Here is a 19,753-nt window from a genome sequence, read left to right on the forward strand (position 1 = left end):
ATAGGTGATTAATGTGAACAAGGAAATTAGAGAAACATTTTTTAGCTTAGCAGATGAAGAATATAAAAAATTTCAGAGTGGATTATGTCCAAACGTAGATAACATAATTGGTGTTAGGTTACCATATTTAAGAAAAATAGCAAGACAGCTAGCAAAGGGTGATTGGAAGTCTTATATTAATTCAGCTAAAGATGACTATTTTGAGGAAGTCATGCTTCAAGGAATGGTTTTAGGCTATGTAAAAGATGATGTGAATGAAATATTAAATTATATATCAAACTTTATACCTAAAATTGATAATTGGTCCGTTTGTGATAGCTTCTGTGTAGGATTGAAATTTACTAAGTTTAATCTGGATAAAGTTTTCTCATTTATAGAGTATTATTTAAAATCTAAAGAAGAGTTTGAAGTTAGATTTGGAATTGTAATGTTAATAGACTTTTATATTAGTGAAGAATATATAGATAAAGTGCTTATGTTATTAGATAACATAAAACATGAAGGGTATTATGCAAAAATGGGGGTAGCTTGGGCAGTTTCAATGTGTTATGTTAAGTTTCCAGTAAAAACAATGAAATATCTAAATAACAATACTCTTGATGATTTTACATATAATAAGGCATTGCAAAAAATTAGAGAGTCCTTAAAAGTCAGTAAGGAAACAAAAGATATTATAAGAAACATGAAACGAAAATAATAGGAGGAGTAAATGTCATTAAAAGAAGAGGAAAAATGGAATGCAGTAATTAATAATGATGAAAATTATGATGGAGTATTTTATTATGGAGTAAAAACTACAGGGATTGTTTGTAAGCCTTCTTGTAAATCAAAGGAACCATTAAGAGATAATGTAATGTTTTTTAATACTTTTGAAGAGGCAATTAATAAGAACTTTCGTCCATGTAAAAGATGTAGGCCAGATCTTTTGAATTTTAATCCAACTGAGGAACTTGCATTTAGGATTAAAAAATTATTTGATTCATATTATTCAAGTAATATAGAATTGGAAGAGAAATTAAAAGATTTAGGAGTAAGTCAGAATCATATGATTAAAGTTTTTTCTGATAAATTTGGTATTACACCAGTAAAATATATAAATGCACTTAGAATCGAGAAAGCACTAGCATTACTTGAGAATACAGACGATACCGTAATTAATATTGCATTTTTATGTGGATTTGAAAGCAATTCAAACTTTTATGGATTTTTTAAAAAACAAATAGGAATGACTCCAAGTGAGTATAGAAGTAGATTATAAATAATCTACTTATTTTTTTTGATAATTAATGGAAAGTAAGCTTTACATTCTGGAAAAATAATGCTATTATATATATGGAAAGTACACTTTCCATCAGAGGAGGTATATCTTTGGAAAATCGATTAGAAGAAATAAGAAAAGAACGAGGAATTAAGCAAGAAGAACTTGCAGAAGCATTAGAAGTTTCAAGGCAAACAATAGGTTCATTAGAAAATGGACGATATAATCCATCTATAGTACTAGCCTTTAAAATAGCAAGATATTTTGAAATGAAAATCGAAGATATTTTTATATATGAGGAGGAAGAGAAATGAAAAATAAAAGAAATCTTTTGGATTTAGTATTATTGATTTTAGGCATTTCAATGTTACTTTTAGGCAAATTTATACTAACAGATGAAAATGTGAAAAGTATTTCAGGGATGTGTCTTGGATTTGGGTCAGCATTTTTTGTACTAGGAATAGGAAATTTAATTGGAAATTTTACAACATCTCGATTAGAAGATGAAAAAGTTAAAAAATTTAAGGATATTGAGGTTAATGATGAGAGAAATATTATAATAAAAGAAAAATCAGGTTATATGGCAAGCAAGATAATGAATTATATTATCTGCATACTTGTTTTAGCGTTAGGGTTTATGAATGTAGATAAATTAATCATATTTCTAGTTATCTCATTACTTTTAGTAGAAGTAGTATTATTTATAGGTTTCTCAAATTACTATTCAAAAAGAATGTAATTTGTGTTTGTATTATAAAATTCTTGGTGGAGTAAAAACTCCACCTTTTAAATTCTAGGCAAAACACATTAATGTAAAAAATATACAAACATGGGTTGACTTAGAAGAATCCATAAGGTAAACTTATTCTATAATTTAATATAACCTCACTTATGTAGGTGAGGTAGAGGCGCGATACTTAACAGTTTTTAGAGAAGTTTGAGAAGCCATGATACTAAAAAGAAGGAAATATCGCCGAAGCTTATAATATTCTCAGTATTATTTGCTGGGTCTGCAGTTAAGAGCTGCAGGACTGTCTCAATAAACATCCCAGTTTATTGAGTTGTGCTATCTCATTTGGGAAAGGGAGGGATTAAGGGCAAATACGCTTATTGCGATCTGAGTTCATCTCAGATCTTTTTTTATTCTTAATTAGAAACAAAGGTAGCAGTGAAGCTATTTAAAAGATAAAGATAAATTAAAAGAAGTGAAAGGGGAAGGGAATATATGAAGAAAAAACTATCTGTACTATTGACAGCAGTACTGTGTATAGCTGCATTAGGTATTACTGGGTGTGGGACAAGCAAAACAAAAGAAACAAGTTCCAAAGAAGAAACATTTAAGGTTGGACTTGAAGCTGGCTATGCACCATTTAACTGGACTCAAATGGATGATTCAAACGGAGGAGTTCAAATCGATGGCAGTGCAGAATATGCTGGGGGTTATGATATAGAAATAGCAAAAAAGATTGCTCAAGGGCTAGGTAAAAAGTTAGTTATAGTAAAAACAGAATGGGATGGTCTTGTACCAGCATTAACTTCAGGTAAAATTGATGCTATTATTGCAGGAATGTCTCCAACAGCAGAACGTAAGCAAACAATTGATTTTTCAGATAATTATTATAAATCAAATTTGGTTATGGTTGTAAAGAATGGTGGAAAGTATGATGGTGCAACCTCAATTCAAGATTTTAAAGGTGCTAAAATTACTGCACAGTTAAATACATTTCATTACACTGTAATCGATCAAATACAAGGAGTTAGTAAACAGCCAGCTATGGATAACTTTCCAGCTATGAGAGTTGCACTTGAATCAGGAATGATTGATGGTTATGTATCTGAACGTCCTGAAGGTGTTAGTGCTGAAACAGCAAATAACAATTTTAAGATGGTAGAATTTAAAACTGGATTTAAAACATCGGATGATGATACAGCAATTGCAGTAGGGGTAGTTAAGGGAAGTGATTTAACTACAAAGATAAATGAAGTTTTATCAGGTATCTCAGAAGATGAGCGTACAAAAATTATGGATACTGCAATAAAAAATCAGCCTGCAGCAAAGTAATAATTATTATAAACCGAGTGCAGTTAATGTAGTCGGTTTTTTAATGTTTTAGAGGTTTAAGATGGAAAGGGGAGAAAATATGAGTTCGGATTGGATAATTAGAATTATATCTCAAAATGGGCCAATGTTTATTCGCGGTGCAGGAATTACATTATTAATATCCGTAATTGGAACTATATTAGGTTCAATTATAGGTTTATTTGTAGGAGTTGTTCGTACTATTCCAATGCCTCAAAAAGGCGTAAAAAGGTACTTATTAAAATTGATTAATATCGTCTTTTCAATTTATATTGAATTTTTTAGAGGGACACCAATGATTGTGCAAGCTATGGTAATATACTATGGTTCCGCACTAGCTTTTGGGATAAATATGAATAGATTTTATGCAGCAATTTTTATAGTTTCAATTAATACAGGTGCATATATGTCTGAGATTGTTCGTGGAGGAATTGTTTCAATTGATAAGGGGCAATTTGAGGCAGCTAATGCAATTGGAATGAATCATATACAAACAATGTTAAACGTTATTTTACCACAAGTAATTAGAAATATCTTACCAGCTACAGGAAATGAGTTTGTAATTAATATAAAGGACACCTCGGTACTTAATGTTATTTCAGTAACAGAACTATATTTTCAAACCAAATCAATTGCAGGAAATAACTTTAGATATTTTGAATCGTTTTTCGTTGCCTGCGTTATCTATTTTGTTATGACTTTTACAGTAACAAGAATACTACGTTTTATAGAAAGAAAATTAGACGGACCAGAAAACTATATAATGTATGCAAATCAGATGCAAGTAGAAACTCCAGAAGATATAGTTCAAAGAACTAGGAATAATTATGATGATAGATTTTAAAGAAGGGAGAGTATTTGATGGAAAAAGTAATAGATATCAGACATCTAAGCAAATCCTTTGGAACACATGAAGTGCTGAAAGATATAGACTTTTCAGTGAAAAAGGGAGAAGTAATATGTATTATAGGCTCTTCCGGTTCAGGAAAATCAACTCTTTTACGATGTATAAATCTATTAGAGAGACCCAGTGGAGGAGAAATTATATATAAAGGTGAGGATATATTAGATGATAAACATAACATAAATAGATATCGAACCAAATTAGGAATGGTGTTTCAGCAATTTAATTTGTTTAACAATCATAATGTTTTACGTAATTGCACAGTCGGACAAATGAAAGTGTTAAAACGTACAAGAGAGGAAGCAGAAAAAGTTGCAGCAAAATATTTGAAAGTTGTAGGAATGGAGCAATTTATTAACGCTAAACCTAAGCAATTATCGGGAGGACAAAAACAAAGGGTAGCTATAGCAAGAGCTCTTTCCATGGAACCAGATGTTATGCTTTTTGATGAACCTACTTCAGCGCTAGATCCTGAGATGGTTGGTGAAGTGTTAAAGGTTATGAAGGAACTTGCTGAATTGGGCCTTACTATGCTTATAGTAACTCATGAAATGGGATTTGCAGAGGAGGTTTCAGATAGAGTAGTCTTTATGGATAAAGGTGTAATTGCAGAAGAAGGAAATCCAAAAGAAATATTCAAAAATCCTAAAAAAGAACGTACAAGGGAATTTTTAAAAAGAACTCTAAGAAATTACGAATAGAGTAACTATTATTTAAAAGTTGTGTATTATGTACTAAGTAGAACAATAATTTATAAATGTAACATCGTATGTAGTGAAGATGTTTGGTTGCTTTATGAATTTAAGTATTGGGAGTGTTAACTAATGAGGGAATATAATTGTAATGAGGAGAGAGCGTGCTCCATTAAGCCTCCATGTCCAACCGGAGTTATTTTGGCATGTGGACAAGGTGGATATGTAGATTTGTCTAATATGCCAACAAATGGATCAACTTTAGCTAGTGTAAGCATTGATACAACTTTATTAACTAGAGCAATTGTAAAGATTGACTTTAGTTGTATATTGAGTTATTCAGTGACAGTACTAGAGGAGCTGGATCTTATTTTTACACTAGTTAGAACTAATATTAGAGGAGAAGTTAAAGAGTTAGCATCTTGGCCCTATAAGATATTAATGGATCAAATTGTTAGCGGAGCAGAAGAGGATCAATATGTGTTTATAACATTAGAAAAAAATGAATCTTTTAGCATTGAGTATTGTGATGAACTATTATGTGGAAGCTCTAGCACCTATTCCATAAGAGTAAATACTAATTATTTTAACATTACAAATGCTGTAATTCAATCTTCAACAATGAATGCTATAGCAGGGTCAACGCATTATTAAAATTTTAAAAAAATTATTATAAAAACTTGTAAAAAGCTTCTATGCATTTATCTTCATGCATTGCTAATTCTTTTTACAAGTTTTTCTTATTAACACTTTTCAACAAATTTATGATCTTTCTTGGTGAGTTTAAATACCCAAATGACATTATCTTTGCAGGTTAACTCCGCTTCCAGTTGTGGAATTCCTCCTGATGGATTACAGGAAGGTTTCTTATAATGATAATAATATACTCTAAAAATTTTACTCATATTCGAGTTGTTTATAACGCAATGTCTAGTTTCATCAGCCTCTATCCAAAAGACATATCTACCATTTTTGATATCTTTTATCTTTTTAACTGGATCTTTATAGAATTCAATTCCAACAGCATTTGAAGGTATAATCCCCGGGATGGATTTGGACCTGAAATCCTTACAATAACGAGGGTCAGTTTTTGGTAAGTCTGGGGTAACCTTATAGTCTACAAGATGTGGGTATCTGTTATCTTTATAGAAGATTCTAGTCTCCTCCTTAGGAGAGCTAGAACTATCAAGTTTATAGTGATTAACTAAAATATAACTCTTAGTATCGGCAATTAGTCTTCCATTATGAACGCAATATACTGTTGAGCCACATTCTTTACAAAAATTAGGGTTTGGGTTTTTATTTCCACACGTATATAAAACACCTATGCAGGATCCTATGGTAGGAGTTCTTTTGCTTGATTCTGCTGGGATTCCAGTACATGGTGCTAATTTTACATTAGAGTTATTGATAGTATTATAACTATCAAAATTGCTTTCAGACATAATTAATAACTCCTTTCAAATTAAAAAAATATATTATCTTTCATATAAAATATGTAAATCACAGGATGATGGTTACTAAGTAAAGATAAAACTAGAAATGAAATTAAACTGTTTGATAAAAGCAAATATTTGATTATATAATAAAAGAATAATATTTCAAGGTTGGCGAGGTGATTCGTTAAGAAACTAGTAAATTTAGTATTTATGCATATTAAAATTTTACTGGGTTTTTAAATTTAAAAAATTTTACATAATACTTTTATGACGAGAAAGAAAATATATGGATGGTTAAAGCAAAAATTATTTGGTCCTTTAACTTATAGGAGTACGAGATGGAGATAAGGCAAATAAAATATTTTATTCAGGTATGTAAGGACAAAAGTGTTTCCAAAGCTGCTGAAAATCTTCATATTTCGCAGCAAGGATTGAGCAAGATAATTAAAAATTTAGAGGATGAATTTGAGGTTGAATTATTTGAACGTACATCTAAAGGCGTAATCCTAACAGAGTTTGGAAGTCTATTACTAGAAAAATCAGAAAAGATTATTGAGGAATTTGATACAATGTTAGATTTCTTAAGTGATAAGGCAGAGCATCAAAAGAGGACTATTAGCTTGGGTTTGCCTCATATATTATACACAGATCTTTTTTCATTAATTTTATTCGAATTTAATGAGAGATACCCTGATGTGAATTTAGAAATTGTGGAGTTAGGTTCATATGCATGTGAAAGATATATGGAGAAAGACTTGCTTGATATTTCTTTTGCAGTAAAACCTATAAATGCTAATAAATTTGGTTTTATACCTGTTGTGACAAGTGATGTAATGCTTTTGGTTAATAAAAATCATTACTTAGCTAAAAAGAAAGAAGTGGATCTTAAGGAGCTTGCAGATGAACAATTTATAATGCTGACCACTGATTATAAATCTAGACACCTTATCATTGAAAGTTGCATTCGAGAAGGATTTAATCCTAATATTATTTTTACAACCTCACAGTTAGATAGAATTATTGGATTGGTCGCACTCAATAAGGGGATAGCAATACTTCCGGAACTAAATTCAATTAATGCTGCTAAAAACAATGATGAAATTTCAGTTATATCATTTAAAAATAAACCTTTTAAAATAGAGATAGGTTTTATTACAAATAAATTTAAAACGATTAATATGATTACGAAGAAATTTATTAATTACACATTAGGATATTTTAAGGATAATGAAATAGGCTAGTACGGGGAAATAAGGTTGCTTTATAAAAGTAAATTGTTCAATCTCAAACATTGGAAATTAAAATAATTATTATAAAGGGGAGCTATTTAGGGGAAACGTATAGCTTCCCTTTCTACAATTTTCAGTTGTATTTAATACAATAAAAAATTGTTATAAATTAAAGTTAATGAAAGTTATAATTAAAATAAATTTGTTTATACAAAAATTACAAATACATACAAAAGTATCTAAATTTAATATTAAAGCACTTTTGTGGAAGGAGCTGTTTCACTTGAATTCCTATCAATTAGTAGTATTTAATTTAGGAGAAGAAGAGTATGCAATAAATATTTCCTATGCACAAGAAATAATCCGCATACCTAAATTTACGAGAATGCCTAATGTTCCTGCATTTATTGAAGGTATTATCAATCTAAGAGGACAAGCAATTCCAGTTTTTGATTTAAAAAAAAGATTTGGAATTGAAGTAAGAGAAAGAACATCTGATAGTAGATTATTAATACTTGATATTGAGGGTATGAAGGCAGGGATAATTGTTGATGATGTCTCTGAAGTCATAAGAATTAATGAGGGAGATATTCAGGTTCTAGATTCAGAAATTATGGGCATAAGTAAAAATAGTATTGAGGGCATCAATATAATAGAGCAAAGAATAATAATAATACTTAACGCATCAAACCTAAAAAAAGAAATTTTTAAATATGACTTGGAAAAGGAGTTAGTATCATGATATCAATTAACGGATTAGAATATTTAAAGGCTATGGCAGAACTTCAGGTTAACATAATACCAGGTGGAATTTTATACTTAGTTATTGAAGGAAATACAATTACATGGAGAAAGCAGTCAGAAGCATTTAAATTGGATTTATTTAATGTTGGAGAAGTAATTAAAAGCAACAGTATGGCCCAAAAAGCGATGAATGAAAGAAGAACATTAACTGAGAATATTCCTAGTTCTCTTTATGGAACAAGATTAAGAACGGTAGCTGTTCCTTTGGTCAATGATGAGGATGAAGTAGTTGGAGCATTTTCAATCTTAATTCCAAGATTACATCCAGTAGTAAAGGCATTCCCAGACTTTGCCCCAATGCTATCAGAGATGTTTCCAGAAGGTTCGACTTTATTTACAACTAACACAACTAAGATATTAGGTAAACAAGCATCTAAAAAGTTCGATGTACCTGAGTTAAAACTTAATGATGCCCTTACTAGCGATTCAATAGCAAGAAAAACTATGAATTCAAAACAACCGACTATAATAGAACTTGATGCATCAGTATATGGAATACCAACCTTTGAAGCTTGTTATCCACTTTTTGATGAGGAGAACCCAGAAGAAGCAGTTGGAAGCTTTGCGATAATTACGCCTAAGGAAGTTGTAGCAAACCTACGTAACATGTCACAAAATCTTGAAAGTGGTCTTGAAGGCATAGCGTCAGCAATAGAAGAATTAGCAGCTTCAGCAACAAGTATACATACAAATGAACAAGAACTTAATAGGGAAATTCAAGAAATAACTAGTTTATCAGAAGAAATAAATGAGGTATCTTCATTTATTAAAGAAATAGCAGATGAAACTAAGATGCTTGGATTAAATGCAGCAATTGAGGCAGCAAGAGCTGGTGAAGCAGGAAGAGGGTTCGGAGTAGTTGCAGAAGAAATAAGAAAATTATCAGAGCAATCCAAAAGCACTGTTCCAAAGATTAAAGAGTTAACTGATAGAATAAAATCAAAAGTTGAAGAAGCAAGTGAAAAAAGCCAAGGGTCTTTATCCTCAAGTCAAGAACAAGCAGCAGCTACAGAAGAGATAACAGCAAGTGTAGAAGAAATAACAGCAATGTCAGAAGAATTGAACAAAATTGCACAAAACATATAATTAATAATGTACATATTAAAGAAAAACGTATTGGAATAATAAGTTCTAATACGTTTTTCTTTTCGCTTGTACTAAAATTTCTTCTGTGATACTCTAAATTTAGAATATCAATGGCGTATTTTGATATTGTGATTATATTGTTAAGTATTTATTCTTCAGTCAAGGAAGTGAATATAATGATTGAACCTTTATTTAGAGCTAAGAATGTAACTTACAGAAATAAGTTAATATATAATGATATTATTATTGAAAAAGGAAAGGTTAATTTTATCGTAGGGGAAAGTGGTAGTGGGAAAAGCACTTTTTTAAAGTTATTAAATAATTCGATTAGTGCAGATACTGGAGAAATATTGTACGATGGGAAGGATATAAATGAATATAATCCAATTAGACTAAGACGAGATGTAAGTTTAGTTTCTCAAGAACCGTTTCTATTTGAAGATAGTATATTAGATAACTTTAAAAAAATTTATTCTTTAAGAGGTCTTCCTATGCCTAGTGAAGATTACGTGAAATATATTACTGAACTTTGCTTAGTAAATGTTCCTTTGGATCAAAATGCAGCAACGTTATCTGGAGGGGAGAGGCAAAGAGTTTATATCTCAATATTTCTGTCACTATGTCCTAAAGTAATACTATTAGATGAGCCCACTTCGGCTTTAGATGAAAAAAATAGTTCGAAAATGGTTAAGAATATTATTAGTTTCTGTAAAGAAAAAAACATAGAAATAGTTATTGTAAGTCATGACAAAAACATTACTAATGAGTTTTGTGAAAATAAAATAGAAATCATAAAGGAGTGAGTACGGTGAAGGGAGCAGTGTCATTAAGTATTATTCAATTTTCACTTATATATTTACTATTGATTATAGTATTAATCCTTATGAAAAAATCGAAGATTAAGCAAACAAAACTTTTGTTAGTTGCAAGTTTGAGGATGTCAGTTCAATTAATACTAGTAGGATACATACTGCAGTATATATTTAGCAACCCTAAGCCTATTTATACTTTGATTTTTATTATACTTATGATAGCATTTTCTATTAATAGAGTAATTAAAGGTAGAAATGATCTTAATAAAAAGTTTAAAGTTGCAATAGGAATTTCGTTGACTTTTTCTGGTCTCTTTGTCTTAATCTTTTTTGTAACGGTTGTTATTGGTAAATCTATATTTAATCCCCAATATACAATTCCATTAGCAGGAATGATAATAGGAAATGCAATGACTGGAATTAATATAGGTGCTAAAACCTTTATGGATTCAGTCTATAAAGAAAGAAGAAAAATTAATGCACTAATTAATTTAGGTATAGAGCCTAAAGAGATACTAAGGCCTTTTGCAAATAATTCTTTAGAAATAGCATTAATTCCAACTTTGAATTCTATGCTAGGTATGGGAATAATTTTTTTGCCAGGAATGATGACTGGACAAATATTATCAGGAACTCTTCCGACCACTGCAATTATGTACCAAATAGCTATAATGATAGCCATCTGTACGTCAGTATGTATGACAGTTTTTTTATCTTTGAATTGGGGTTATAAGACTTTATATAATGAAAGAGAACAGTTTATAGAAAATTATTAATTCTAAATTATGAAGAATCTCTGATGTAAATGAACCTTGAGAAGTAGGCAGGGGAAGTTTATGAGGGGATTCTTTTTATTTTGTATTTATTAAGATAGATTTGTAAATAGTATTAATAACGAACTAAAAAAGATAAGTACAATTATGTAAAAGTGGTGTGGTGGTATTATGAAGGAATATTTATTAGAAAAGACATTAAGAAAAGATGGATGCAACATTCACTATTGGATATCTAAAGATGTAGCGGGACCTTGGGTATTGTTTTTACACGGTGCTGGTTTAGATCATAATATGTTCAAAGAACAAGTTGAAGCAATTAAATATAGAAATAAAATATTAGTATGGGATGCAAGAGGACATGGGTTATCAAGACCAATAGGAAACCAATTTAGTATTAAGTTATTAGTAGAAGACTTAATAAATATTATGGATATAGAAAGAATAGACAAAGTAGTATTAGTTGGGCAGTCCATGGGAGGAATATTAGCACAAGAAATGGCATTTTATTATCCCAATAGAATAGATAAATTAGTGTTAGTTGATTGTCCGTGTAATACAATGAAATTATCAGTATTAGAAAAGGTATATATTAGAATAGCACATATTTTGATGCCAATGTGTCCCTGGAGCCTACTACTAGCAGTAGGAATAAGATTAAGTGCAATAAGAAAGGATGTAAGAAATTATATAGAGTGTACAGTAAAAGAGGTTGGTAAGAAAGATTTTGTTAAAATATTTTTAAAAACTGCTGAAGCTTTTCATTTTGAAGAAGGTTATAAAATAAATAAAAAGACATTAATAGTTTATGGAAACAAGGATTCTATGAGGAGTATAGGTAATTTAACAAACAAGTGGTGTTTAGATAAAGCAAATTACTATAGAATTAACTTTAATGAAGCTAGCCATTGTGCAAACCAAGATAGATGTAGAGACTTTAATAGAATATTAATTAATTTTTTAGGTAATAAAGAATAAAACCTCCCTTTTTCTTAATTCAGTAATCTACATTATCTAAGCAAGGTATTTAATTAAGTTATTATTTACTGAAGTCATATGTAACTTCTCCGGTATCCATTTTATATTTAGCACCAATAATATCAACTTTCTTTTCATCTAAAAGCTTCTTGATTACAGGACTTTTGCTAATAACGGATACAGAATTATTTATATTTTCATTAACAGTTAAATTAATAACTTCATCAATATTTTGACTTTGATTTTTAACTTTATTATAAGATGGTTTAATCTTATTAAGAATAGATGTTATGTTTTCGGATGTCTCTCCTCCTTTTATAGTAGCTTCAACTGCACCACATTTTTCATGGCCTAGTACTACAATTAAAGGAGCATTCAAGTGTTCAGTTCCGTATTCTATACTACCTAAAGCAATTGGATCTACAACATTTCCAGCATTTCTAATCACAAATAGATCCCCAAGACCTTGATTGAAAACTAATTCAGGAGGAACTCGAGAATCAGAACAACTTAAAATTACAGCAAATGGCTTTTGTCCATTACTTGATAAATTTTTACGCCTAGTATCGCTAATATCTATGGCTAAAGGTTTATTATCTACATATCTTTTGTTACCATCTACTAATAGCTTTTTAGCATCATCTATGCTAACTTTTTCGGGCCTTATATAAAATTGAGATTCTGAAGCTTTAACTTTATATCCTTCATTTAGTGCGGTATAAGTAATATTAAATGATGATAATATAGATAAAGATAATAGCAATTTTGAAATGTAATTTTTATTCATGAGAGTTACTCCTATTTCTATATTTATAAATTATATATATTTTCCTCTATGATTCTAAAATTATCCTTAATTATGATAATTATTTAATAGACCACCATACAGTAATCAGTATGGTGGTCTATATTTTTTATGATCTAAGAATGATATTTATTGTTATAACATTCGTTAATAAATGAAACTAATTCTTTATTAAATTTTATAGGTTTTTCCCAAAAGGGTGAATGACCAGTGTTTTCATAAAGGGATAGTTTAGAATTCTTAATAATTTTTGAGTTATCTATTGATTGAGAAGGATAGAGTATTTCATCTTCAATACCATGGGTAAGAAGTACAGGTACATTAATTTTAGCTAGAAGATTATCATAGAAAACCTTTCTTTTAATTATTGCTTCACGTACATATGGTGGAACAATGGTGGTAAAGCCTAAGAAGAAGTAGAAGTTTTTTTCAGAAGGGGAGTGATAAAAAAGCATACGAACAAATTCCTGTAGTGAATTATTACATATTAAAGTATCTGATGACATTAACCCAGATAGTATTTCTTGCGATGTCGAAGTGTAGTAACGTCCACCATAAATACTAGAAGAGGTTCCAACATCAATAAGATTTATTCCTGAAATATTTTCTTCACCATAAATATTTATATAGTCTAGTATTACTTTCCCTCCATAATCCCAACCTACAAGGAAAGGTTTATCAAGTTTTAAATAGGTGATTATTGAATGGATATCATAAGCCCAAATCTTTTCATCATCATACCCAATTAAGGGCTTATCTGATAACCCATGACCACGTAAATCCAAAACTATAAGTCTATAATCTCTTAGTAAGTCTGAATCTAATTGTCTAATCCAGCAAAGTTTATTTTGGGAAACACCATGAATAAAAACTATAGGTTTCCCAAAGGGATTACCTTCTTCCATTACGAATAACAATGCATCAGAAGCACCTTGTATAGTATATAGTCTCATTTATTATCAATCTCCTTATATAGGAAGAGATATATTAATAAACTTAAATATCTTACTAATATAATATTACTTATCGATAATACATGTTACTATATTAAGCTTTGTATAATTGTTATATTATCTTATATGAAACAATTAAAGATGGGGAATCGAATTTAATAAACTAAAATTACTTTCCAGAATATTATATTAGTGAAAAAGAAATATTAGAAAGGGGAGTAAGATTAAGTGATAGGAGAAACAAAAGATTGGACAAGCAATGAGTTGGTTACCACAAATGAAAAATCTTATAAAAGAAAAGGTTATATCGTAGATATAAGTGACTTGCATTTTGATGAAAATATAGATGAAGAAAATGAAGCTTATCTTCTTATAAAAGATTTAAAAAAAGTGTATTTTGATAATGTAGAGAATACACTAAGATTACAAGATATTGATTATGTTGTAGTGAGTGGTGATTTTGTAAACTTCGGAAACTCACAAATTTCCTTTGAAAAAGCATTTCACTTTATCGATATACTAAGTAAAAAATTAATGCTTCCTTACAATAAAATAATTATTGTACCAGGAAATCATGATTTAAGCTGGGATGTAACTATGAGTAGCTACCACTTGACTCAGGGAATTCCAGGGCCAAACGATAAAGTAGTAACCAATGTAGGGACAGATATATTCTATTTAAAAAGAAATGAAGAAGAATGGAATAAGAAGTTTACTAATTATAGCAAATATCTTTACGAAAAGTTATATGGAGAACCTTTTCCAGATAACCCTAAGGAACAACTTAAAGTAATATCTGGGGACTTTATAGATAATAAGAAAATAGCATTTTTCATGCTGAATACAGCTGCAAACATTGATCAATTTAATCGTCAAGTAACTTATTTTGATGTGGATGGATTAATAAAAGCATCAAGAATGCTTCCAAAAGAGAATTTTATAAAAATAGCTGTTGGGCATCATCCAGTAGAACTAACTAATGGGTATGGAAAGGATATTCCTTTTGCAAATGCAATGCAAAATGAGAATTTTAAGATTTATATGCATGGACATGTGCACAGAACAATAAGTCTAGATTATTTAAACCCCCAAAATATCAATCCTAATATGATTATGATTGGAGCAGGAGCTTTAAGTGCAACTCAAGGTTCTTTATGGCCTGGGGTTCCAGAAAGATATAATGTTGTAAGAATTGAGGCTACAGAAAATCCTTGTGAAATATATGTATCAGTTAATACTAGACAGCGTGAGTATATTGGTGCTTACTGGCAACCAGCTTATATTTATTATAAAGATGATGGCAAGAAGCTCACTAATATATGGAACAATATAATCTAGAAATAAATACTATTAAAAATTAACAAAGCAGAACCCGTATAAGCACTGGTTCTGCCTTATTTTGAAATATGAAAATATAATTTTATCTAACTAATTTTGTTTTAATACTTGTCCAATAAGCAGGATCTTCTTGCCCAAGTCTCCATATACCTATTCCAGCTAAATCATACTTATTTACAAGATCTAGTTTAAAGCTCACGCTATAGGAATTTTCAAACCATACAGTATGAATAACTCCTGTGGAATCCTTATAAGTAAAGTATGGCGACTGTGATACAGAATCCCATTTTATAGAGGTATTATATTTTTGGGCTAAATTATAAATTTCTGCAGCACCATATGAATTTGACCCTTTTGAAGACCAATCATACCCATAGGCAGCAGTTCCTAGCAAGATTTTTTCTTTAGGTATAACAGTTAGTGCATAGTTAATTACATTTTCAACCCAACCAATGGATGCTATTGGACCTGGAGTTCCACCAAAATAATGCTCATCATAAGTCATTATTAATATCTGATCTGAGTATCTAGAGATTGCAGAATAATCAAAAGCACCGCCCCAATCATCAGTGGCACTACCATTAGTTTTTGCAGGAACAGCAATAGTTACGTAATAGCCTAAAGGTTTAAGACTACTATATAGTTCACTCATAAAGGTTGTTAGGTAACTTCTGTCATAATAATAGATGTTTTCTAAATCAATATTTACACCTTTATATCCATAAGTTTTTAATGCACCTAAAATATTATTTATTAGTGTTTTCCTATTAGTTGAACTTTCTAATAATTTCTTTGCGATATCTTTATTGAAGTTATTAGTTATCATTAAAAATGTTTTTATTCCGTTAGTATTAGCATAAGTAATTTGATTAGTTGGAATTAATCCGTTAATGTTACCAGTGCCATCAGTAGCAAAGGTATCGGTTGCGATCTCATCAATAGTTGAAGTATTGGCTACCATTGAGTTATAAGAAGAACTGTCCCCGGAATAGTAATAAGTAGCATATCCAAGTACAATCTTTTTAGTAGTGCTAATACTAATAGTTGGAGAATAATTTGATGAACCGTTAGAGTTGTAAGCTCTAACAAAATATAAGTATTTTGTATCTTGGATTAAATTAGTATCTATGAACGAAGTAGATGTAGTTGTAGTTACCAATGTATAAGTTGGATTTGTTGAAGTATAACGAATAACTTTATATCCAATGGCACCAGTAACTGGAGACCAACTTAAATTAACACTGTTTGTGGTAACACTAGAATATGTTAGTGAAGTTGGTGCTGAAGGTGCTGTTGCCGCTTTGGCAGTATAAAAACTAATTGTTGGAGAATAATTTGATGAACCGACAGAATTATAAGCTCTAACGAAATAGAAATATTTTGTATTAGGTGTTAAGTTAGTATCCTTAAAAGTAGTCGATGAAGTAATAGTTACTAAAGAATAACTTGGATTACTTGAAGTATAACGAATAACCTTATAACCAATAGCCCCTGAAACTGGAGTCCAACTTAAATTAACACTACTTGATGTTATTCCAGAGTAAGTTAGTGAAGTAGGTGCCAGGGGAATAGAAAGTGCTGCTACTGAAATAAATTGACTATTAAAAGCAAAGATCATTACTAAAATTAGAGTTGTTGAAAAATTTTTTAAGTATTTCAGAATTACCCACTCCTTTTTACACGTATAGTAAATATTTCGTATAGAAAAGGAGCAGATATACAAGTAATTTATGGAATCAAGGTATATTAAGTAGTCATCCTCTTTTTGCTTTTATTATTTACATAACTAATCAATAGAAAAGTAGTTAAGGGAAGATTGTATTTAAGTATCTTATATTTAGTTGATTTAATAGTATAGTTTTTCCTTAAATCTTCACTTTTTTTATTGTTAAGTATAGTTTTTACACTTTCATATTTTTCTTTAAAGCTCATGGAAGTGTTGCAAATGTGAGTAATCCCATTTATTATATATCGAAGCATCATAATATTCATTCTATCATTTAAAGCTATATCATTATTGTTCTTAAATATTCCTTTAATTTTGTCATATATAAATAATTGCCTCTCAAAGTGATCACTTTTATATTGTGCAGTCACAGATGATGTATTAAATCTATAATGGTAGAAAGGCTTGTTTATTATACTTATTGAATTACTTTTACTAAAGGAATTTAAACAAAAGATCAAATCTTCAGCATAATGCATTTCAGTATCAAAAAGTATTTCATTATGTTTTAGTAAATCAGATTTGAAAACACATCTCCAAATAGCCCCCATGATAGATTCTTTTGTTTCATCAGCATATGATATTAAATTTAATACTAAGTCATTATGAATTCTACTTTTATCTAATAACTCTTCCGTTTTAAAAGGTAATATCTCAGGTATTCTGATTGTAGAATTAAATTCCTTAATATAGCTAAAAAGAACAACATCACAATTAGTTTTATTAAATTGATTAATGGTTTCTTCATAAGCATTTAGATCTAACCAATCATCAGCATCAACAAAAGCTATATAGTCACCCTTAGATTTCTTTATTCCAAAATTTCTGGCTGAACTAACTCCGGAATTTTCTCTAAAATATCCTACTATTCGTGAATCTTTTTCCATATAAGTTTTAATTATTTCTTTACTATTATCACTAGAACCATCATCTACTAATATTATTTCTAGATCTTTATATGATTGATTTATCAATGAATTTAAACAATCCATTAAAAAATTTTCAGCGTTATATACAGGAATTATAATTGATAGCTTTTTTTCTTGATTCATAGTTTGCCTCCTTAAGGTAAGTGAAAAACATTAAGATAATTCTAAAATATAGAATGAGTATAGCTTACAAGATTTTAAAATGCAACCACTGGCTGGGATTTATGTAAAATGAGAATATTACTTTAAGAAGAATGAAGACACATCATGTTTTGATTAGAACATAAGATTTTAATATTATAAGTCAATATATGGATTTTTTTGTCGTGCGAAAAAACCTCGTTATAAAAAGGGTTATTTGTATAATTGTAGAATAGTTTAATAATGTGGAAAAATATATACCTTGATACAGGATTATACATGACAGGTATTTAGTTCTAGGAGTTGGAATGCGTTCAATTTTAAACAAATATAGTGAAATTAGAAATATTAAGTCAAATATAAAGAAATATAAATATGAATTTGAAAATCATAGAATATATACAAATATAAGTAGATGCGAAAAAGTTGGTACAATACTTTTGATATTAAACTCAATATTGTTAGCTATGGATTTAATTGTTTATAAGCCTATGAGAGCTCAAACTTCATCATATATATATTTATTCTATTCACACATTTCAGTGATAATTTTGATTTTATTATGGTTCATTCTCTTGAAGATGCATAAAAAATATAAAAAAGAACTGACTTTAAGGACTCTTTATATATTGCTTGTAAACATTACATTATATTGGTGTATGTTTATGGCATTAAATAATCTCAGTATAGGTGGACAAATTTCTGCATATCTAATATGCATTTTATGTATATCAGCACTTTTATATATTTCACCCTTAGAAGCATTTGTTACCTATTTTATTTCAATGTTAATTTTTTCATTAGGAATTTTTTATATAGTTCATGATATAAGATCTTTATTTAGTAATATGGTTAATGTAGTAATAGTTGCACTTTTTGCTTATATAGCATCTAATATCAATTTTAAGCACTTTTCACAAGATTTTATAAATAACAAAGATAATCTAGAAAGTAAGAAAAAACTTGAGGAAACCAATAGGAAGTTAAAAGAGTATGAGAAACTAAGAACGGATTTCTTTGCTAATATATCTCATGAACTTAGAACTCCATTAAATGTAATATATTGTGCAGAGCAGATTATGGAAGAAAATGTAGAGAAGAGTAATTTTTATGATAATACATTAAATAAATATTTAGATATGATTAAACAAAATTCTTATAGATTAATAAGGATAATTGAAAACTTGATTGATATTACTAAGATAGATGCTTTGAATTTTGATGTGAATTTTGAAAATTATGACATTATAAGGATAGTTGAAGACATAACTATGTCTGTAGCTGAGTTTATTAAAGATAGAGAAATATCTATTATTTTTGACACGGATATTGAAGAGAGAATTATAGCTTGTGATCCTAATTTAATTGAAAGAATAATATTAAACTTGTTATCTAATTCCGTCAAGTTTACTGAAAAAGGTGGAAGCATATTTGTTAAAATACATTTAGAAGATAATAGAGTATGCATTTCAGTAAAGGACACAGGGATTGGAATTCCAGAATGTATGCAAGAGTTGATATTTGATAGGTTTATTCAAGTAGATAAATCTATTTCAAAATCATGTGAAGGTAGCGGAATTGGATTAGCTATAGCAAAATCTTTAGTTGAGATGCAAGGTGGAAGTATTTTAGTAAAGAGTGTATTAGGCGAAGGAAGTGAATTTATTATTTCACTATTAGACATTTCAATTAATGATGATACTAAAAATAAGAGTCCAAATCAACTTGAAAGAAATTATATGAAAAAAGTTAGAATTGAATTTTCTGACATATATGACTAGATTTATTAGTTGAACTTAGGGGCGT

The 19,753-nt window shown here is 29.4% G+C and carries 21 protein-coding genes and 1 riboswitch; of the genes, 16 read left to right on the forward strand and 5 right to left on the reverse strand.

Annotated elements, in window-relative coordinates:
• The first annotated feature begins 13 nt into the window (after positions 1 to 13).
• From PTZ02_RS03760 to PTZ02_RS03795, 8 genes are all read left to right on the forward strand, one after another.
• Positions 14 to 697: a DNA alkylation repair protein gene (locus PTZ02_RS03760; protein WP_274226477.1), complete on the forward strand. Its 684-nt coding sequence runs from the start codon at positions 14 to 16 to the stop codon at positions 695 to 697.
• 12 nt (positions 698 to 709) lie between these two features.
• Positions 710 to 1,258 carry a bifunctional transcriptional activator/DNA repair enzyme AdaA gene (locus PTZ02_RS03765; RefSeq protein ID WP_274226478.1) on the forward strand — a complete coding sequence of 183 codons (549 nt, stop codon included), beginning with the start codon at positions 710 to 712 and terminating at the stop codon, positions 1,256 to 1,258.
• 110 nt (positions 1,259 to 1,368) lie between these two features.
• On the forward strand, positions 1,369 to 1,572 hold the full coding sequence (locus tag PTZ02_RS03770) for a helix-turn-helix transcriptional regulator (protein WP_274226479.1): 204 nt from the start codon (positions 1,369 to 1,371) through the stop codon (positions 1,570 to 1,572).
• Positions 1,569 to 1,997: a hypothetical protein gene (locus PTZ02_RS03775; RefSeq protein WP_274226480.1), complete on the forward strand. Its 429-nt coding sequence runs from the start codon at positions 1,569 to 1,571 to the stop codon at positions 1,995 to 1,997. Before PTZ02_RS03770 ends, PTZ02_RS03775 begins: the two co-directional genes overlap by 4 nt.
• 156 nt (positions 1,998 to 2,153) lie before the next feature.
• A riboswitch (Lysine riboswitch) is annotated at positions 2,154 to 2,335 on the forward strand.
• 148 nt (positions 2,336 to 2,483) lie between these two features.
• Positions 2,484 to 3,320, forward strand: a complete 837-nt coding sequence (locus PTZ02_RS03780; RefSeq protein WP_274226481.1) for a transporter substrate-binding domain-containing protein — start codon at positions 2,484 to 2,486, stop codon at positions 3,318 to 3,320.
• A gap of 79 nt (positions 3,321 to 3,399) precedes the next feature.
• Positions 3,400 to 4,182: an amino acid ABC transporter permease gene (locus PTZ02_RS03785; protein ID WP_274228060.1), complete on the forward strand. Its 783-nt coding sequence runs from the start codon at positions 3,400 to 3,402 to the stop codon at positions 4,180 to 4,182.
• Positions 4,183 to 4,199: 17 nt separating this feature from the next.
• A complete protein-coding gene (locus PTZ02_RS03790; RefSeq protein ID WP_274226482.1) occupies positions 4,200 to 4,943 on the forward strand; it encodes an amino acid ABC transporter ATP-binding protein in 744 nt (247 codons plus the stop codon).
• Positions 4,944 to 5,066: 123 nt separating this feature from the next.
• Entirely contained in the window at positions 5,067 to 5,588 is a 522-nt protein-coding gene (locus PTZ02_RS03795) for a DUF4489 domain-containing protein (protein ID WP_274226483.1), read from the forward strand.
• A gap of 89 nt (positions 5,589 to 5,677) precedes the next feature.
• On the opposite strand, the gene PTZ02_RS03800 is transcribed toward PTZ02_RS03795, so the two are convergent.
• Positions 5,678 to 6,379, reverse strand: a complete 702-nt coding sequence (locus PTZ02_RS03800) for a hypothetical protein (protein WP_274226484.1) — start codon at positions 6,377 to 6,379, stop codon at positions 5,678 to 5,680.
• 332 nt (positions 6,380 to 6,711) lie between these two features.
• Between PTZ02_RS03800 and PTZ02_RS03805 the strand changes: the two genes are divergently transcribed.
• The 6 genes from PTZ02_RS03805 to PTZ02_RS03830 all read left to right on the forward strand — a co-directional run bounded on the left by PTZ02_RS03805 (position 6,712) and on the right by PTZ02_RS03830 (position 12,055).
• Positions 6,712 to 7,614 carry a LysR family transcriptional regulator gene (locus tag PTZ02_RS03805; RefSeq protein WP_274226485.1) on the forward strand — a complete coding sequence of 301 codons (903 nt, stop codon included), beginning with the start codon at positions 6,712 to 6,714 and terminating at the stop codon, positions 7,612 to 7,614.
• Between the two features lie 271 nt (positions 7,615 to 7,885).
• The gene (locus PTZ02_RS03810; RefSeq protein WP_274226486.1) at positions 7,886 to 8,344 is read left to right on the forward strand and encodes a chemotaxis protein CheW; all 459 of its coding nucleotides are present in this window, start codon (positions 7,886 to 7,888) and stop codon (positions 8,342 to 8,344) included.
• Entirely contained in the window at positions 8,341 to 9,492 is a 1,152-nt protein-coding gene (locus tag PTZ02_RS03815) for a methyl-accepting chemotaxis protein (RefSeq protein ID WP_274226487.1), read from the forward strand. Before PTZ02_RS03810 ends, PTZ02_RS03815 begins: the two co-directional genes overlap by 4 nt.
• Positions 9,493 to 9,668: 176 nt before the next feature.
• Positions 9,669 to 10,295, forward strand: coding sequence for an ABC transporter ATP-binding protein (locus PTZ02_RS03820; RefSeq protein WP_274226488.1), 627 nt, complete (start codon positions 9,669 to 9,671; stop codon positions 10,293 to 10,295).
• A 5-nt stretch (positions 10,296 to 10,300) separates the two neighbouring features.
• The gene (locus PTZ02_RS03825; protein WP_274226489.1) at positions 10,301 to 11,080 is read left to right on the forward strand and encodes an ABC transporter permease; all 780 of its coding nucleotides are present in this window, start codon (positions 10,301 to 10,303) and stop codon (positions 11,078 to 11,080) included.
• Between the two features lie 168 nt (positions 11,081 to 11,248).
• Positions 11,249 to 12,055: an alpha/beta fold hydrolase gene (locus PTZ02_RS03830; protein WP_274226490.1), complete on the forward strand. Its 807-nt coding sequence runs from the start codon at positions 11,249 to 11,251 to the stop codon at positions 12,053 to 12,055.
• A gap of 61 nt (positions 12,056 to 12,116) precedes the next feature.
• Here the strand turns inward: PTZ02_RS03830 and PTZ02_RS03835 are convergent, their stop codons facing one another.
• Both PTZ02_RS03835 and PTZ02_RS03840 read right to left on the reverse strand, forming a co-directional pair.
• Positions 12,117 to 12,842, reverse strand: a complete 726-nt coding sequence (locus PTZ02_RS03835; protein ID WP_274226491.1) for a carbonic anhydrase — start codon at positions 12,840 to 12,842, stop codon at positions 12,117 to 12,119.
• A 134-nt stretch (positions 12,843 to 12,976) separates the two neighbouring features.
• Positions 12,977 to 13,813 carry an alpha/beta fold hydrolase gene (locus PTZ02_RS03840; protein WP_274226492.1) on the reverse strand — a complete coding sequence of 279 codons (837 nt, stop codon included), beginning with the start codon at positions 13,811 to 13,813 and terminating at the stop codon, positions 12,977 to 12,979.
• A gap of 228 nt (positions 13,814 to 14,041) precedes the next feature.
• Between PTZ02_RS03840 and PTZ02_RS03845 the strand changes: the two genes are divergently transcribed.
• Positions 14,042 to 15,151: a metallophosphoesterase gene (locus tag PTZ02_RS03845; protein WP_274226493.1), complete on the forward strand. Its 1,110-nt coding sequence runs from the start codon at positions 14,042 to 14,044 to the stop codon at positions 15,149 to 15,151.
• Between the two features lie 82 nt (positions 15,152 to 15,233).
• Here the strand turns inward: PTZ02_RS03845 and PTZ02_RS03850 are convergent, their stop codons facing one another.
• Entirely contained in the window at positions 15,234 to 16,769 is a 1,536-nt protein-coding gene (locus tag PTZ02_RS03850) for a glycosyl hydrolase family 18 protein (RefSeq protein ID WP_274226494.1), read from the reverse strand.
• Between the two features lie 128 nt (positions 16,770 to 16,897).
• The gene (locus tag PTZ02_RS03855; RefSeq protein WP_274226495.1) at positions 16,898 to 17,929 is read right to left on the reverse strand and encodes a glycosyltransferase family 2 protein; all 1,032 of its coding nucleotides are present in this window, start codon (positions 17,927 to 17,929) and stop codon (positions 16,898 to 16,900) included.
• Between the two features lie 326 nt (positions 17,930 to 18,255).
• Here PTZ02_RS03855 and PTZ02_RS03860 point away from each other — a divergent pair, with 326 nt between their 5' ends.
• Complete coding sequence (locus PTZ02_RS03860) at positions 18,256 to 19,728, forward strand: sensor histidine kinase (RefSeq protein WP_274226496.1); 1,473 nt, start codon at positions 18,256 to 18,258, stop codon at positions 19,726 to 19,728.
• The last annotated feature ends 25 nt before the right edge of the window (positions 19,729 to 19,753 follow it).

This window comes from Clostridium sp. 'White wine YQ' (assembly GCF_028728205.1).
In the GTDB taxonomy this organism is placed as follows: Bacteria; Bacillota; Clostridia; order Clostridiales; family Clostridiaceae; genus Clostridium_T.

Excerpts from the sequence above, each read along its gene's own strand:
- PTZ02_RS03795 (WP_274226483.1), top strand. The coding sequence starts at position 5,067 with ATGAGGGAATATAATTGTAATGAGGAGAGAGCGTGCTCCATTAAGCCT.
- PTZ02_RS03855 (WP_274226495.1), bottom strand. The coding sequence starts at position 17,929 with ATGAATCAAGAAAAAAAGCTATCAATTATAATTCCTGTATATAACGCT.
- PTZ02_RS03780 (WP_274226481.1), top strand. The coding sequence starts at position 2,484 with ATGAAGAAAAAACTATCTGTACTATTGACAGCAGTACTGTGTATAGCT.
- PTZ02_RS03840 (WP_274226492.1), bottom strand. The coding sequence starts at position 13,813 with ATGAGACTATATACTATACAAGGTGCTTCTGATGCATTGTTATTCGTA.
- PTZ02_RS03785 (WP_274228060.1), top strand. The coding sequence starts at position 3,400 with ATGAGTTCGGATTGGATAATTAGAATTATATCTCAAAATGGGCCAATG.
- PTZ02_RS03775 (WP_274226480.1), top strand. The coding sequence starts at position 1,569 with ATGAAAAATAAAAGAAATCTTTTGGATTTAGTATTATTGATTTTAGGC.
- PTZ02_RS03830 (WP_274226490.1), top strand. The coding sequence starts at position 11,249 with ATGAAGGAATATTTATTAGAAAAGACATTAAGAAAAGATGGATGCAAC.
- PTZ02_RS03800 (WP_274226484.1), bottom strand. The coding sequence starts at position 6,379 with ATGTCTGAAAGCAATTTTGATAGTTATAATACTATCAATAACTCTAAT.
- PTZ02_RS03790 (WP_274226482.1), top strand. The coding sequence starts at position 4,200 with ATGGAAAAAGTAATAGATATCAGACATCTAAGCAAATCCTTTGGAACA.
- PTZ02_RS03820 (WP_274226488.1), top strand. The coding sequence starts at position 9,669 with ATGATTGAACCTTTATTTAGAGCTAAGAATGTAACTTACAGAAATAAG.
- PTZ02_RS03815 (WP_274226487.1), top strand. The coding sequence starts at position 8,341 with ATGATATCAATTAACGGATTAGAATATTTAAAGGCTATGGCAGAACTT.
- PTZ02_RS03765 (WP_274226478.1), top strand. The coding sequence starts at position 710 with ATGTCATTAAAAGAAGAGGAAAAATGGAATGCAGTAATTAATAATGAT.
- PTZ02_RS03860 (WP_274226496.1), top strand. The coding sequence starts at position 18,256 with ATGCGTTCAATTTTAAACAAATATAGTGAAATTAGAAATATTAAGTCA.
- PTZ02_RS03835 (WP_274226491.1), bottom strand. The coding sequence starts at position 12,842 with ATGAATAAAAATTACATTTCAAAATTGCTATTATCTTTATCTATATTA.
- PTZ02_RS03850 (WP_274226494.1), bottom strand. The coding sequence starts at position 16,769 with ATGATCTTTGCTTTTAATAGTCAATTTATTTCAGTAGCAGCACTTTCT.
- PTZ02_RS03805 (WP_274226485.1), top strand. The coding sequence starts at position 6,712 with ATGGAGATAAGGCAAATAAAATATTTTATTCAGGTATGTAAGGACAAA.